14 protein-coding genes are annotated in these 15,861 nt (G+C 59.6%); 12 read left to right on the top strand and 2 right to left on the bottom strand.

From position 1 onward, the window contains the following. Positions 1 to 460 precede the first annotated feature (460 nt). The 5 genes from ACVIW0_RS28520 to ACVIW0_RS28500 all read left to right on the top strand — a co-directional run bounded on the left by ACVIW0_RS28520 (position 461) and on the right by ACVIW0_RS28500 (position 7,576). A complete protein-coding gene (locus ACVIW0_RS28520) occupies positions 461 to 1,834 on the top strand; it encodes an O-antigen ligase family protein (protein ID WP_461355381.1) in 1,374 nt (457 codons plus the stop codon). A 44-nt stretch (positions 1,835 to 1,878) separates the two neighbouring features. Next, entirely contained in the window at positions 1,879 to 3,840 is a 1,962-nt protein-coding gene (locus ACVIW0_RS28515; RefSeq protein WP_461355380.1) for a hypothetical protein, read from the top strand. 232 nt (positions 3,841 to 4,072) lie between these two features. Further along, on the top strand, positions 4,073 to 5,056 hold the full coding sequence (locus tag ACVIW0_RS28510; RefSeq protein ID WP_461355379.1) for a GNAT family N-acetyltransferase: 984 nt from the start codon (positions 4,073 to 4,075) through the stop codon (positions 5,054 to 5,056). A 120-nt stretch (positions 5,057 to 5,176) separates the two neighbouring features. Beyond that, entirely contained in the window at positions 5,177 to 6,235 is a 1,059-nt protein-coding gene (locus ACVIW0_RS28505) for an NAD-dependent epimerase/dehydratase family protein (RefSeq protein WP_461355378.1), read from the top strand. Positions 6,236 to 6,256: 21 nt separating this feature from the next. Then, positions 6,257 to 7,576 carry a DUF4910 domain-containing protein gene (locus ACVIW0_RS28500; RefSeq protein WP_461355377.1) on the top strand — a complete coding sequence of 440 codons (1,320 nt, stop codon included), beginning with the start codon at positions 6,257 to 6,259 and terminating at the stop codon, positions 7,574 to 7,576. A gap of 6 nt (positions 7,577 to 7,582) precedes the next feature. Here ACVIW0_RS28500 and rfbC read toward each other — a convergent pair whose 3' ends face one another. Continuing rightward, positions 7,583 to 8,113 carry a dTDP-4-dehydrorhamnose 3,5-epimerase gene (rfbC, locus tag ACVIW0_RS28495; RefSeq protein WP_461355376.1) on the bottom strand — a complete coding sequence of 177 codons (531 nt, stop codon included), beginning with the start codon at positions 8,111 to 8,113 and terminating at the stop codon, positions 7,583 to 7,585. 204 nt (positions 8,114 to 8,317) lie between these two features. Here rfbC and ACVIW0_RS28490 point away from each other — a divergent pair, with 204 nt between their 5' ends. From ACVIW0_RS28490 to ACVIW0_RS28465, 6 genes are all read left to right on the top strand, one after another. Further along, entirely contained in the window at positions 8,318 to 9,607 is a 1,290-nt protein-coding gene (locus ACVIW0_RS28490) for a methyltransferase domain-containing protein (RefSeq protein WP_461357447.1), read from the top strand. Further along, the gene (locus ACVIW0_RS28485; RefSeq protein ID WP_461355375.1) at positions 9,604 to 10,398 is read left to right on the top strand and encodes a glucose-1-phosphate cytidylyltransferase; all 795 of its coding nucleotides are present in this window, start codon (positions 9,604 to 9,606) and stop codon (positions 10,396 to 10,398) included. Before ACVIW0_RS28490 ends, ACVIW0_RS28485 begins: the two co-directional genes overlap by 4 nt. 5 nt (positions 10,399 to 10,403) lie before the next feature. Continuing rightward, positions 10,404 to 11,057, top strand: a complete 654-nt coding sequence (locus tag ACVIW0_RS28480; protein WP_461355374.1) for a PIG-L deacetylase family protein — start codon at positions 10,404 to 10,406, stop codon at positions 11,055 to 11,057. Between the two features lie 64 nt (positions 11,058 to 11,121). Further along, on the top strand, positions 11,122 to 12,174 hold the full coding sequence (locus tag ACVIW0_RS28475; RefSeq protein ID WP_461355373.1) for a hypothetical protein: 1,053 nt from the start codon (positions 11,122 to 11,124) through the stop codon (positions 12,172 to 12,174). A 12-nt stretch (positions 12,175 to 12,186) separates the two neighbouring features. Next, positions 12,187 to 13,710: a lipopolysaccharide biosynthesis protein gene (locus ACVIW0_RS28470; protein WP_461355372.1), complete on the top strand. Its 1,524-nt coding sequence runs from the start codon at positions 12,187 to 12,189 to the stop codon at positions 13,708 to 13,710. A gap of 15 nt (positions 13,711 to 13,725) precedes the next feature. Continuing rightward, positions 13,726 to 14,214 carry a hypothetical protein gene (locus ACVIW0_RS28465; RefSeq protein WP_461355371.1) on the top strand — a complete coding sequence of 163 codons (489 nt, stop codon included), beginning with the start codon at positions 13,726 to 13,728 and terminating at the stop codon, positions 14,212 to 14,214. 18 nt (positions 14,215 to 14,232) lie between these two features. On the opposite strand, the gene ACVIW0_RS28460 is transcribed toward ACVIW0_RS28465, so the two are convergent. Beyond that, complete coding sequence (locus ACVIW0_RS28460) at positions 14,233 to 14,703, bottom strand: hypothetical protein (RefSeq protein WP_461355370.1); 471 nt, start codon at positions 14,701 to 14,703, stop codon at positions 14,233 to 14,235. Between the two features lie 591 nt (positions 14,704 to 15,294). Here ACVIW0_RS28460 and ACVIW0_RS28455 point away from each other — a divergent pair. After that, complete coding sequence (locus ACVIW0_RS28455) at positions 15,295 to 15,693, top strand: hypothetical protein (protein WP_461355369.1); 399 nt, start codon at positions 15,295 to 15,297, stop codon at positions 15,691 to 15,693. Positions 15,694 to 15,861: the final 168 nt, after the last annotated feature.

Here is a 15,861-nt window from a genome sequence, read left to right as displayed (position 1 = left end):
CGCCTGCGGTTTTCGGCACGACATTGAGCCCTGGTTAACGAAGATTCATGAATGCGGTCTTGGTAAACGTCGGTTTGCTCGTCGAGCTTGCCTGTCCGCAGCTTGCAATCGGCGCCGGTTCGTCTGTGCAGCCGTACCGCCGGGCACGGGCCCGGAAGAAATCTGCGCGGGCAAACATGGACTTGCGTGGCATCTGCAATTCCCGGAATATCAAGTGACCAGACGAAACAGCCCGCTCCGTGCGCCACGCTAGGGGACAAGCGTTAACGAAGCGTTTACTATAAAAATTCAGGAAGTTTGACGGATTCCTTGGTGTTCGGAGCCGCCTGAGGACATGTTGCCGCCAGTGCCGTCGAGAAGCTGCTCGTATCGCTGCGCGGCCCCGCGATTGGGTAAGACAGGCGATTAACGATCGGCGTGCTAGGACGGCCTTCGCGACCGGAGTTGACGGGCACCGAGCATGTACGAAGCCGTATTGCGTTCGCAGCGACCAGGCTTGGCGGCTCCGTCCGGCCGGGTCGACGGATACGCGATCATCCCGCTGCTGGCCTGCATCTATGCCACGATCGCCTTTCCGCTGATCCTCGTGACCTGTAGTCCGACGGACTCGGCTTGTCTCCTGGAAGCTCGACCGGAGAGCAAGATCTTTTGGCCGATCCTGTCCGCAGTGGCGCTCGTCGTTGCGCTGCGCAATCGGCCGCGACTCTGCTTTCCGCCGATCCTGATCACGCTGTTCGTCTATCTCGCGCTGGCGGGGGCAAGCGTTGCCTGGGCATTCAAGCCGGAGGCTTCGTTGATCAGGTTTTTGCAGCAGGCCATGATCATTGCCTCGATCGCGCTCCCGGCGATCGTCGCAACGCGATCGACCGACCTGCTGCGCGGTCTGTTCTGGTGCTTTTTCATCGCTGCCGTCCTGAACGTGCTATTCGTCATGGGCAGGCCGCCGATCGACGTGAAGTTCGCCACATGGGGCTACCCGGGCTATTTCTCGGGCAAGAACTATCTGGGTGAATGCGCCGCCGTGGCCTTCCTGCTCGCGCTCCATGAGTTGCTTCATTTCGGACGGCGGCGGATTCTCGGCATCGTTACCGCGCTCATGTCCGTTGCGCTGCTGCTACTGAGCAATTCAAAGACGGCGCTTGCCCTTGCGGTGGCTGTTCCGGCGTTAGCCTGGATATTGCTCAAGCTTTCCAAAGCTACCGGCGTTCCGGTGTGGGTGATTGTCGTATCGTTACCGATCTGCTGGATGGTCTTTTCGTTCGTCAGCGGCTTCAGCATGAATCGCGTATCTTACATTCTGTATGGCGATTCGACCTTCACTGGCCGTACCATCATCTGGGATTTTGCAAATCTACAAATCGCCAAGAAGCCGCTGCTGGGCTGGGGTTATCAATCGTTCTGGCTGGTTGGGCCCGACGCTCCGAGCATCGTGGAAGCGCCCGGTTGGGTAAAGGACATGCCCAACGCCCATAATGGGTATGAAGACACATTGCTCGAGCTTGGCTATGCGGGATTTTTGCTGCTTATCGCTTTCATCCTTGCGACGATAAGCGGCATTGGTCGCCTTGCGCGCTTTGATTTTTCGCGGGCATGGATCCTGCTGTCGATCGTTCTCTACGTAGCCATTACCAACGGTCTCGAGAGCACGTGGATGCGTGGCTTTGAAATGCTCTGGATCGTGTTCGTCATCGCTGCGGTCGAAGCCGCCAGATATTGGGGGCAGACGCATCCCGCGGTCGCCCTGGGTAGGGCGCGGCATCCGGCAATACGTCGCATCCAGGGGCCGCGGCCAAGCCGCCGTCCACACCCGTCAATCGTCGTGAGGTCACGCTAGCGCGCGCGAAGCCAACCGGCTCGGCACTGCAAGTCAGAGGATGCATGTTCAACAGGAAGGTCATCGCGACGCGGCGCAACCCTGGTCGCCAGACGCTGCGAACGGCCAAGCGACGGCCTTGGCAGTGCTTGGCTGCAACGATGATCTTCGTTGCTTGCTCAAGCCATTCGTCCGCACTTGCTCTCGATTCGATGGCAATACTGCCCTCGGATCGCGCGACGACCTGGCAGCCCGGCCTGATCGCCGAGGGTGGGATACCCTTCCGAAAAACCATCTGCGCCACGCTGTCGCCTCGTGGCGGCACACTCGATGACGCCGCGGCAATCCAGGGCGCAATCAATGCATGTCCTTTAGGGCAGGTCGTGCAATTGGCTCCGGGACGGTTTCTGATCAATGGCGGCAATTTCCTGCTGCTCAACAAGGCAATCACGCTGCGCGGCTCCGGTCCTGATCGGACGACACTCGAAAAGCAGGACGGCGCGAAACCTTTCAATGCGGCAGTCGGTGCCAAGCCGTCGCCGCTCGTCTTGGTAGGGCCGTCGCTATTTTCCAGCACGAGCGATACGGTCAATGCCGTGCGATCGGCGAACCTTCGCAATGATGCAATCAAGGGCGAAAGAACCGTCGAGGTCGACGACGCTGCGGGCTTCCTGCCTGGACAGATCGTGCTGCTTGACGAGGCGTCGGGCGCTGATTGGCGTCTCGACCCGCAGGGACGAGGCGAGGTCTGGGCATCGGAAGACTTCATGGTTGTGTGGCAAAAGCACAAACCTGCAATTCAGTTTGTCGATGACTTTGCTCCCGCTGCGTTTCCATCGACGCCACAAAGCGCAGGATCGTGGTTCGGGAGACCCGATCGGCCCGTCGCAGAGGTCAAGGAAATCAGGGCAGTCTCAGGCTCCGCCATCACCTTCACGACTCCAATTCACATCAGTTATCGGAAAGCAAACGCCGCTCAACTATCACGGTTCGCGCAGCCGCATGTGAAGCACGCGGGCGTCGAAGATCTGGCGCTCAAGGGGGGCGACGTGGGCAATCTTCGCTTCAATTGGGCTGCTTCGTCGTGGGCGAAAAACGTCGACAATTCGGTTTGGCACGGCGAAGGCTTCGCAGTTCACAGTTCCTTTCGAGTCGAACTGCGCGAGTTCTACGTTCATGACGCGGCCTGGGCCCAGCCGGGCGGAGGCGGCTACGCCATCAGCCTTTCCGCGGGATCCTCGGAAGTTCTGATCGAGAATGGAATTGCCGTGAGGGCCAACAAGCTGATCGTGGCGCGTTCCGCCGGGGCCGGGTCGGTGGTCGGCTACAACTACATGGACATGGGCTACATCAATACGAATGGAGCCTGGATCGAAACGGGGCTCAACGCCAGCCACATGGTGGGCGCCCATCACGTCTTGTTCGAGGGCAACTACGCACAGAACGCCGACAGCGACGACACGCACGGCAACAGCATCTATCATACGTTCTTCCGGAATTATCTACGCGGCACCCGCGCCGCGTTCGACAATCAGGCCGGCGGGACGATCGATGACATGTCGCAGCCGCGCAATGGGCCGCGTCGCGCCGCCGGCCTGATGGCATATTCGTACTGGATGTCGTTCATCGGAAATGTGCTTGGGGCGCCCGGTCAGATGGACGGCTGGTCGTATGAAACCCACTTCACCGATGCAAAGCCCGGCGTCTGGATGCTCGGCTGGGACGCCGTGAAGCCGTATCCGACGGACGCGAAGGTTGCGATGTCCACGATTCGGTACGGCAATTTTGATTACCTCACCAACACAACGCATTGGGATTCCGGAAGCGAAGATCGCGCTTTGCCTGCGTCGATGTACCTCACAGGCCGCCCCGCGTTCTTCGATGCCGGGCGCGGATACGCCTGGCCCTGGGTGGACCCGGTCGGAGAGACAAAGCTTCACGTGCTTCCGGCCAAAGCGCGCTATGACGCCGGTACGCCGTTTGTGCAGCCGAACTTGGATGAATTAGTCCGCAAAAATTCGCAGTGAATACATGGCGTAAGACTATGATTAAATATGTTTCGAACAGGTGCGACATTGCGTCAATGCGTCACCTGACCAGCGGACGGGTTCCAGAGCTAACTAGGCGGGCGCCTCGATAGTTCAAATACCGTCGTTAACTACAGCAGAGGCCGTTCCCGCGCGGATGTTGGGCATTCCGCATTTTTGGTTTAATCGAGGTAATATTTCGCTGTCCGGTTGTCTCCGGAAGAGGAATTTGATGCGCAAGTCGGTCTTCCACGAGGATTGGTGGCTGAACGCGTTGGCTCCGGGTAGCTGGCGCGAAGTCACGTGTTCGCGCGGCGGGCGCGTCGTGGGTTCTCTTCGGTTCGTCGCGCGTACTGAAGGCGGGATGAATATCTGTGAGATGCCTCACATTACGCGCTTTCTCGGACCGACGGTCACGCTGCAGTCCGGAAAGACGGAAGCGCGCATGCGGTTGGCCCATGCGGTCATCACTGACTTGCTGAAGCAGGTCGCGGATTTTGATCACGTCGAGATGACGCTCGACACCGGATTCAGCAATGTGGCCGCTTTCCTCGCGTGCGGCTACGAGGTGCGCGCACATCCGACCTTCATGCTGAAATGCTCGGTCCCTCGGGACGAGCTTTGGTCCGGATTGCGCGACAAGACGAAGAACGTGATACGACGCGCACGTGAGCGGCTCGCCATTCGCGAGGTCACGTCCCCAAAATACTTCGTGAAGTACTACCAGGCCAATCTGGAGGGGACGAAGTCGTATTTCGACCTCTCTGGATTGGAAGCTGTTTATGCCGCCGCCAGCGAGCGACAGCAATGCAGGATCCTCGCGGCGGTGGACCCGAACAACAACGTCCACGCCCAGGTCTTCTTCGTCTGGGACCACCAGTTCGTGCACTATTTCCTGTCGTCACGGGACAGGAGCATTGCGCATCCAGGCGCAGTAAGTCTGCTGCTCTGGAGTGGCATCGAGCTGGCGCACGAGCGTGGCCTTCATTTCGATTTCGATGGCGGAATTGAAAACGAGGCGCGATACAAGTTCGTGGTGGCCTTCGGCGGAGAACTGGCCAATCGCTTCGACGTCAGCCGTTCCACCGCTCGCTACCGGCTTCACCGGCAACTACGCAGAGTACCCCAAGCGCTCCTGCGGCGCTTCTCGGCTGGCGTTGGCGCCAGCGACATCAACGATCGTGGTGTACGGCTTAACCATTTTCCGTCTTCTTGAGCCGATAACTCCTGCAATTTCAAAGCGCACCATTAACTAAAGTTTTACAAACGCGTGCCTCCGCGGACGATTTTGAAATAGGTTGTCGGCCGAAAACAGAACAAATTCGGAGGCGTTAAGATGCGTGTTCTCGTGAGCGGACATCTCGGTTATATCGGAACGGTACTTACTCCGATGCTGCAACGTGCCGGGCACGATGTCGTGGGTCTCGACAGCGATCTGTATTCCCGCTGCACATTTGCAGAGGGCGGCTCGATCGTCGATGTGCCCTCCATCCGCAAGGATACGCGAGACGTCGAGCTTGCGGACCTCAAGGCTTTCGACGCAGTCCTGCATCTTGCCGCGCTATCAAACGACCCGCTTGGCAATCTGAGGCCTGGGCTTACCGACCAGATCAATCACGTAGCCAGCGTGCGCCTCGCACAACTGGCCAAGCAAGCCGGCGTGCAGCGGTTCGTGTTTGCATCCTCCTGCAGCAACTATGGCAAGGCGGGCGAGGGGATGATCGACGAAACCGGAGCGCTCAACCCGGTGACCGCCTATGGTGAATCCAAGGTGCAGTCCGAGCGGGATATCGCCGGCCTCGCCGGCGACGGATTCTGCCCGGTCTACCTGCGGCCCGCTACGGCTTATGGAGTATCTCCCCGGCTCCGATTCGACGTCGTGCTGAACAATCTCGTCGCCTGGGCGGTGACAACGCGAAAGATCTTCTTGAAGTCGGACGGCACGCCCTGGCGGCCTATCGTTCACATCGAGGACATTTCGCGCGCCTTCATCGCGGCGATGGAAGCTCCCGAGGCCGCGGTGTTCAACGAGGCGTTCAACGTAGGCCAGACGGCACACAACTACCAGATCCGCGATCTCGCGAAGATTGTCGCCGGTGTTGTCCCCGGCTGTCAGATCGAGTTTGCCGATGACGCCGGTCCCGACACCCGGTCCTATCGCGTGAGCTTCGAAAAGATCCGAACCCGGCTGCCGGCGTTCAAGCCGCAATGGGATGCGAAGATGGGCGCGGAGCAGCTCTATAAGGTCTACCAGGCCTCGAGCATCACGCTCGAGCAGTTCGAAGGTCCGAGATATCAGCGCATCGGTCACATCAAAAAGCTGCTGGCGGACGGCATTCTGGATGCGGATCTCCGCCATGCAAACGTCGAGCAGTCGGCCCTGGCCGCGTCCTGATACCCGCAGGCGCCGATCGGTTTGACGCACCAGGAGGACGGCGTGCCTGCGGCAAACGATCTCGCAAGTTCGGGCGCGAAGATTTTCGCGCTTGCTGAGAAGATCTACCCGATCTGCCGCAGCATTACCGGCAACGGTGTGCGGCAGACGCTTCGGGAGATCGGCGCGCAGATTCCTCTTGATATCCACGAGGTGCCCACCGGTACTCCCGTCCTCGATTGGGTCGTGCCGCGTGAATGGAACATCCGGGACGCGTACATCAAGGACCAGCGAGGCCGGAAGGTCGTCGATTTCAATGAATCGAACCTGCACGTGATGAGCTACAGCGTGCCGGTGAGCCGCACGATGCCGCTGGACGAGCTGAAGTCCCATATCTTCACGTCGCCCGATCAGCCGGACCTTGTCCCGTACCGCACGTCCTACTACCAGGAGAACTGGGCGTTTTGCATGGCCCACCGACAGTTGGAGCAACTGCGGGACAATACCTACGAGGTCGTGATCGACGCGACTCTCGCTGACGGACACTTGACCTATGGTGAGTATTTTCACCGAGGAGAGTCAGAAGACGAGGTGCTTCTGTCGGCCCATGTCTGCCATCCCTCGCTCGCCAATGACAATTGTTCGGGCCTTGCACTGCTTGCGGAGCTCCTGAACCACATCGCCCAGATGCGAACGCGATACAGCTATCGGTTTTTGTTTGCGCCAGGAACGATCGGCGCGATCACCTGGCTCGCCCGCAATGAGCACCGTGTGCACCATATCAAGCATGGTCTCGTGGTATCAATGGTCGGAGACGGCGCTGGTCCGACATACAAGAAGAGCAGGCGGGGCGATGCTGAAATCGACCGTGCGATGATACACACGCTGCAGCATTCTGGACTAACGCCGACGATATTGGAGTTTTCGCCCTACGGATATGATGAGCGGCAATACTGTTCGCCCGGGTTCAACCTGCCGGTCGGATTGTTTCAGCGCAGCCGCTTCGGCGCGATCCCCCAGTATCACACCTCGGCTGACGACCTGAGTTTTATTCGGCCGGAGCACCTCGGGGAGTCCTTCCGCATCATTTGCGAAGTCATTGACCTGCTTGAAGGCAACCGCAGCTACCGTAACACGTATCCGAAGGGTGAACCGCAGCTCGGCAGACGCGGGCTCTATGGCGCGATCGGCGGCGACAAGGATGCCGCTGCAGCCAACATGGCGATGCTCTGGATTCTAAACCTGTCCGATGGACATCATTCACTGCTTGATATCGCCAGGCGAGCCGACCTGCCGTTCCCGGTCATTCTGAAGACAGCCAAAGTGCTCGAGCGCCACGAGCTCCTCGCGCCGATATGCTAGGCGCGATCATGCGCCCTGAAGCGGCCAGTTTTGGTCCTTGTCGGAGATCGTACTTACGGCCAGAGGCCAGCTGATGCCGAACATCGGGTCGTTGTATCGGACGCCGCTGGCAGCCAAGGGCTGGTAGAATTCCGAAATCAGGTAGCTGACCTGAACGTTGTCGCTCAAGGTTTGAAAGCCGTGTGCGAACCCCTTGGGGATATAGAGCTGCGATCCGTTCTCCGCTGAGAGCTCGAAGCCACGCCACTGACGAAAGGTGGACGAGTTCGCACGTAGATCGATGATGACGTCCCAAATCGATCCGTTGAGGCAGCGCACAAGTTTGACCTCGCCGTGCGGATCTTTCTGGAAGTGCATGCCTCGCAATGTCCCCTTACGCGAGGAACTGGAGATGCTGTGCTGGGGGAATCTGGTCTCGATCCCCTGCGCGCGAAACTCGTCTTCGCAGAAAGTGCGCGCAAAAAAGCCGCGCTCATCGCGCGCAGGGTCGAGCTTGACCAGCCATGCTCCGTCTAGTCCCGTTGCTTCAAATCGCATTTAACGTCTGAGCTCCCGAGGCAATCTCCGATGGCTGTTTCTATACAATTTTATTAAAATTGTCAGCATTTAGTGTGGTTTACCTTGTTGCTCGATATCGCTTCATATTGTTCGCTTTCATACGATAGAACTCGATCCTGCAAGCGCAGCTTAAGCGTCCGAAAATCTCATATTCGACCAATCTATATTCATGGTGCGGCTCCAATGAACGCGCATTCGAAGTTTGAATCGATCCGATCGAGATCTTCCCACGGCAATTGTCGTCTGTGCAGCGCGACGTTGAAGTCGACGTTTGTCGATCTGGGAATGTCGCCCCTATGCGAAAGCTTTCTCACGGTCGACCAGACCGACGCCATGGAGCAGTATTATCCGCTGCACACCGTGGTTTGCGAGTCCTGCTTCCTGGTGCAGCTCCAGGAATATGTCAAACCGGAGCACATCTTTAGCGAATATGCCTACTTCTCGTCCTATTCGACATCGTGGGTAGAACATGCGCGGCGCTACTGTGAGATGATCAAGGACAGGCTAAACCTTGGTGCCGGGAGCCGCGTCTATGAGATCGCAAGCAACGATGGCTACCTGCTGCAGCACTTCCTGCCGCTTGGCGTGCCGGTCACGGGAATCGAGCCGGCGGCCAACGTGGCCGAAGTCGCTAGGCAGAAGAACGTCCCGACAATGGTCGAGTTCTTTGGCCTCGAACTCGCGCGCAAGCTGGTGTCGGATGGCAAGCGGGCCGATCTGATCATCGGCAACAACGTACTGGCCCAGGTTCCGGATCTGAACGACTTTACCGCCGGAATGGCGTTCCTGCTTGCGCCGCAGGGCGTGATTACGCTCGAATTTCCGCACCTTGAGCGGCTCATCGACGAAAATCAGTTCGATACTATCTACCACGAGCACTTCTCCTATTTCTCGCTGGTGACGATCGATCGCCTGGCGCGACGGCACGATCTGAAGGTCTTCGACGTCGAGCAGATCCCAACCCATGGCGGCTCGCTGCGCGTCTACCTTTGCCGCGCCGATGCCGGTCACGCCGCATCCGCCGCCGTGACCGCACTGCTGACGCATGAGCGCCGGATCGGCCTGGAAGACATCGGTCAGTACGAGCAGTTTACATCGCGTGTTCATCACACCAAGCGCGAATTGTTGTCGTTCCTGATCGAGAGCAAGAACAAGGGGGCGCGGATCTGCGGCTACGGCGCTCCCGGCAAGGGCAACACGCTGCTGAACTACTGCGGCATCGGTACCGACTTCCTCGACTTCACGGTGGACCGCAACCCCTACAAGCACGGCCGCTATACGCCGGGGATGCACATTCCGATCCTCCCGGTCGAAGCCATCGACGAGGCCCGTCCCGACTACCTGTTCATTCTTCCCTGGAATCTGAAGAAGGAAATTGTCGCGCAGATGCGGCATGTCGGAGAGTGGGGCTGCAAGTTCATCATCCCGATTCCCAACGTCGAGATCATTGACCCGCGTGAGGTTGCGCCATGAAGGTTGTCCTTTTCTGCGGCGGCCTTGGCACGCGGATCCGCGAGTATTCGGAGAGCATACCGAAGCCGATGGTCCCGATCGGCCATCAGCCGATCCTCTGGCATGTGATGCAGTACTACAGCCAATACGGCCACAGTGATTTCGTGCTGTGCCTCGGCTACAAGGCGAACGTGATCAAGGACTACTTTCTCAATTATCGTGCCACGGCAAACAGCGACTGCGTGATTTCGGAGTACGGCAAGAAGGTCGAGCTGATCGGCGAGCATCAGCCGGACTGGCGGGTTTCGCTGGTGGATACCGGGACGTGGCGCAATATCGGGCAGCGCTTGTTGGCTGTCCGACATCTCGTCCAGGACGAGGAAATTTTCCTTGCAAACTACAGCGATGGACTGACCGACGCGCCGCTGCCCGACATGATCCAGAAGTTCAAGGAAAGCGGAAAGATCGGCTGCTTCGTGGCGATCCATCCGCCGATCAGCTTCCATCTTGCCGAGTTCGATGCGCAGGGATCGGTGCAGCGGATTCGCTCCAGCCAGGAATCCGAGATCTGGATCAACGGCGGATACTTCATCTTCCGCAACGAGATCTTCGACTACATCAAGGAAGGTGAAGAACTCGTCCAGGAGCCGTTCAGCCGCCTGATCGAGGGCGGTCACCTTATGGCCTATCGCTATGAAGGTTTCTGGCGCGCCATGGATACCCTGCGCGATCGTCAAGTGCTGGAAGACATGGTGGAGCGCGGCGACACGCCCTGGCGATTGAGCCATACGTCGGTGGCCAGCGCGGCGTAACGGACATGAAAGCATTGCAGCTTGCCGGGCCCGGGGATCATCTATCGATCCTGTGCCTTGGCGCACATTCGGATGATATCGAAATCGGCGCGGGAGCGACGCTGCTGGGTCTGATCGAGCGCGGTATCAAACTGAACGTGCAGTGGTGCGTTCTGAGTGGTGGCGCCATACGGGAGGCCGAGGCCAGAGCATCGGCCGCCGACTTCCTGTGCGAGGCTGCATCCGCGAATGTCGAGGTGCTGTCGTTTCCCGACGGATTTTTCCCGGAGAGGGGAGAGGCCATCAAGGAATGGTTCGAATCGCTGAAAAGGCGGATCGAACCGGACGTCATTCTGACGCATCGCAGGGATGATGCCCATCAAGACCATCGTCAGGTCTGCCGTCTGACCTGGAACACGTTTCGCGATCATCAGATCCTGGAATACGAGATTCCGAAGTGGGATGGCGATTTCGGTCAACCCAACGTTTACATGCCGGTGTCGGCGGCCGCGCTCGACCGCAAGATTGAACTGCTGCTCAAGCATTTCGGGACGCAGCGATCCAAGCAGTGGTTCGATGCAGACACCTTTCGCGGCCTCGCACGGATTCGGGGCATGGAGTGCAGGGCTACGGAACGCTTCGCCGAGGCATTTTTCGGGCGAAAGTTGACATTGATTTGACCATGGTTGCGCGGACGTCGCGCAACCGGTTCCTAATTGCAGGATGGATCTGAAGGCGCACGATATGAGCACGCTATTCTCAAGTGTCTTTCGCGCTGGCGACCTGGTGGAGGTCAGAAGCAAGGAGGAGATCCTCGCGACGCTCGATGCCAACGGTCGCCTGGACGAAATGCCCTTCATGCCCGAGATGCTGAAGCATTGCGGCAAGACACTTCGCGTCGGCAAACGAGCTCACAAGACCTGTGATCCCGCTCTCGGAATCGGCGGGCGCAAGATGCTGAATGCGGTGCATCTGGAGAACATCCGCTGCAGCGGCGCGGCTCATGATGGCTGCGAGGCGGCCTGTCTGATCTTCTGGAAGGACGCCTGGTTGAAGCCGGCGGGAGAGATAAGTCCATCGCCAAACGGCGCAGCCAAGCCGTCCAGCTCCGGTGGCTGCAGCGAAGCAACGCTGTGGAGCACGGTCAAGCATCCGCCGAAGGCCGGCGAAACCGAGCCGACCTACGTTTGCCAGAACACGCAGGTAAAATTCGCCACGCAACCCCTGAAGTGGTGGGATCCGCGCCAGTATGTCGAGGACTACGCTTCCGGTAACGTTCGGCTGCAGGAGCTTGTCGCCGGATTGACGTTCTCGGTCTGGCGTACGGTCACTGAAGCGGGGCTCGGTATTGGTACCGCGATGCGCTGGATCTACGACAGGTTCCAGCGCATGAGAGGTGGCGCACCATATCCGATCAGGCCCTTCGGTGTCCCGGAGGGTGCCAAGGTCCCGCAGTCCCGGCTTGATCTGCAGGTGGGCGACGTCGTGCGCGTCAAGCCGTACAAGGACATCCTCGAGACCCTGGACTGCAACTACCGCAATCGAGGCTTGTATTTCGATCCGGAGATGGTCCCGTTCACCGAACGCGAATACGAGGTCGAGAGGCGTCAAAAGCAGATCATCGACGAGGGGTCTTGCAAGATGGTCCGTTTCAAGACGGACGCGATCATCCTGAAAGACGTCGTGTGTGAGGCGCGCTACGCCATCTGCCGCCGGTTCTGCCCTCGGGCCATCTATCCTTACTGGCGGGAAATCTGGCTTGAGCGAGTACCGCAAGGCCAGAATCCGGCGAATTGAACGGAACGACGCGTGCATCGGGACCAGCGCACCAATCAGTATTTTGCGGATAACAAGCCATACTCTGGCCTTGGCCGCAGGTCGCTGCACAGCGGCGTCGCGTTCATTGCTGCGCGCGGATTGAATATCTTCGTTCAATTGGCCTCGACGATCGTGCTCGCGCGACTGCTCGGACCGCATGATTTCGGGTTGGTGGCGATGATGCTGGCCCTGATCGGCTTCGCGCCCCTCTTCGTCGATCTCGGGATGAGCGAGGCTTCCGCCCAGCGGAGCAGCATCTCGCGTGCCGAAGTCAGCACGTTGTTCTGGTTGAATGTTCTGATCGGCGTCGTGCTGGCCGTCGTGCTGGCTGCGTCCGGTCGATGGATCGCGCGTGCCTTCGGTGAGCCATCGCTTGCGGGTATGGCGTTGGCATTGTCAGTGACCTTCCTGATGATGGCTTTGTCGACGCAGCATTATGCGCTGATGCGTCGGGCAATGCAGTTTCGCCGCATCGCGATCATCGACATATCGGCAAACATCATCGGAAGCGCCGCAAGCGTCGGACTTGCGCTTTCGGGCTGGGGCTACTGGGCGCTGATCGCCAAGCCGATCATAACGTCGGCCTTGACCGTCGCCGGAGCATGGACTGCCTGTCGATGGATACCGGGCAGGCCCAGGCTTACGCCGATGGTCAAGGAACTGATGCGGTTCGGGCTCGGAGTTACCGGCTTCACCATGACGGACTATTTCGCCCGTGCGGCGGACAGGATCGCCATGGGCTATTTCCTCGGTGCAGGGCCGCTTGGCTATTTTCAGAACGCCTTCACGATCTACAGCAACTTGCTGTCGATTCTCAGTGAGCCGCTGCATAACATCGCGGTTTCCGGACTGAGTAAACTCCAGAACAATGCGGCCGAACTGAAGCGCGCCTGGGAAGGCGCGCTGTCACTGCTTAGCTATTTTTCGGGGCCTGCCTTCGCGGCCCTGGCCGTGAGCGCTCATGACATCGTGATCTTGCTGCTCGGAGAGAAATGGTCTCCCGCGGGCCCCTTGCTTTGCATCCTTGCAATTCGGGGCATTGCCGATTGCATCGAGCGAACTCTTGGCTGGGTCCACGTTGCTGTCGGACGTCCCGATCGATGGATGCGATGGGGTATCTTCAGTGCGGTCTGCCAATTGATCGCGCTTGCGGCCGGATTGCCGTTCGGCGTGATCGGAGTGACGATCGCCTATACCGTCACCATGTTTGCGCTGTTCGTTCCCGCGCTCGTCTATGCCGGCAGGCCGGTCGGGATCACAATCGGGGACGTCCTGCGCGCGACGGCGCCGCAAACGACTGCTGCACTCGTTGCCGTCGTGGTCGCCTTCTCGATCCAGGAAGCGTTCTTGCAGGAGTGGCCACCGCTGCTGCGAATCCCGGCCTCGAGCTTGATCTGTGTGACAGCCCACCTGACCGTCGTAGTTGGGGTCTTCAGGATCACGCGGCCGCTGCAGCTCGCCTGGTCTGTCCTACGCGATTTCGGCATCGTACGACGACTGCAAGTCAACTCCTGATTACTGGATATACCGATGACGGCCTTTGAGCGCTTCCTGATCAACTTGGACACCTGGCCCGCCGGGGCATTCCTCAGGATCGGCCTTGGTCTTTGCATTCTGCCTGTCTTCCGGCTGCTGTCGGGCGGTGACGATCGCATCGCGGTCGCGTTGACGATGTTTCTTGCCCTGCTGCTCGCGCTTCGCCTTGTGCCGGCGGTGTGCCGACGCATTCTTCCGTTTTCTCGCAAAGCGAAGGACCTGTGGTTCAAGCGTCGCAATCTTGGCAAGAGGTACGATTCCTGCCAGTGGCAGAAGCTCTTCTGGATCGGTCTGGGTATGCTGCCTTACGCGATGATCTCTCGTGGATTGGGACGTGGAGAAATCGTGCTGCTCGCGATCTGCATGATTGGCGGCGGAGCGGGATTGCTGCTTTGGCGCAAGACCGACCAGCCGGGTGTCGGTGCCGCCACTGCGAAGGCTGCGAAGTTGCCGCGGACCGCAATCGCGTCAACGCCGCAGTGAAGCCGGGTCACTCCTACATTACGGGAGCTTGCGGCACTCGCTGAACTTTTCGCCGTCCTCCGTTTCCGCCCTCTCGAGGCAATGAGCTTTGTCGGTCACCGCGCCGGCTACGACAAAGCCGTAGGCCTGGTTCTTGAAGACCAGCAGATAACGGCCGGGCGAGAGAACGAGATCGGGGTTCTCCGGCTGCAACTCGACCATTTCGCGGTTTTCAGGGACCGGGGCTACGGTGAGGTCGACGGAAACGGATCGGATCGCCCAGGTATTATTGGCCGCCAGTTTGCCGCTCGCCGGTGACGACGGTGCCCGCGCCACTTCGGCGACGATGCGCAGTTGCGCGTTGTCGGGCGCGCTTGTCATCAGCTCTCGCTGATATGCGACAAACGAAAGCGGGCCGTGCGGCACCACAACGGTGGGTGGCTTGGTGATCAATCCCACGGCGATCCGGCTGTCGGGAAGGCGGATATTCATCGGTTCGAGCCGGATCATTCGCCCGCCGCTTGACGCAAAAATTCCATATGTCGTCGGCAGCGTACGTGTAGGCGGTGCGGTTGGGGCCGCTTCGATCGACGCCCTATGCACGAACGTCGGAGCTGCCGGTTTCAGCTTGCGTCTAATTTGTGGCGGCGACTGAACGGGCGCCGCCTCCCCATTGGTGATGACTACGTGGGATCTAGCGTTGAACAAGGATACGAGATTGCCGCACAACAGTAGTCCGGCTCCGACCGCTAACAGAATCGTTATCGGAGCGAGGAGCCCAACAGGGTTGCGCACCTTCCATGCGTTGGTGACGGAGTGTCGGTCCGACGGCGTATCCTGAAGGTCGTCCGCGATCCGCCTCTCGATCAGTGTGGTCCGCGGATCTTGCACTACGAAGCCTACCCCGGCGGCACTGGTGTGCATGGGCGGTTGCAGTTGCGGCGGCGCTGCGGGAGGAGTCGATTCCGGCGGCCTCGAGTCCGGCGTGCTCAAGTCCGAACGTTGATCCGCAGCCGGACTCAATCCCTCTCCTTCATCTGTCCCAGACGCGTACGCAGCCGTGGCAGGCTCTGGTCCCGTGTGCCAGTCCGATGGCGCTGGTTGCGTGTGGTTGCCGCATTCCGTCGCCCGAACATCGCCTGGCTGGAACGCAGGATCGACGGACCCTGTATCCGGTCCTGCACCGGGCCGGTCCACATTCGACTTGCGCCCGATGCTCTCTGCGGCCTCATTCAGGCGCCGACTGACGTCATCCTGTGGCCACGCGATCGGCTGGGGGGAATCCTCCGGGACGAGGAGCGGATGAACCTCATTCGTCGGCTCTCCGCTCGGCAAGCTCGGAGCGTCGGCGGGGCCTGCCGGTTGGTCGTCGATCGGACTGCTCGGCGGCTCGGCGAGATCTTGCTCTGGAAATACGGGCTCGCGCAGCCGGGCTTCGACGAATTGCGTCCAGGCGCCACGCCGTCGCAGCGGTGCAGCAAGTCGATCCGCCTGACGTAGCGACGGGGACGCATTCAGGATGACCGCCTGAGCCGAGGGGAGCTGATTGGAGCGTTTCATGCCTAGATACGCAGCTTTGCGTCGGTCTGCAGTTGCAAACGTTCGCGACGACCCGGGCGATCATTTGATCCGGGATCGCCTACTGCAGGGATGTAGCAGCCGTGGCTT

It is taken from the genome of Bradyrhizobium sp. USDA 4454 (assembly GCF_054822705.1).
This window is presented reverse-complemented; position numbering and strand designations above follow the sequence as displayed.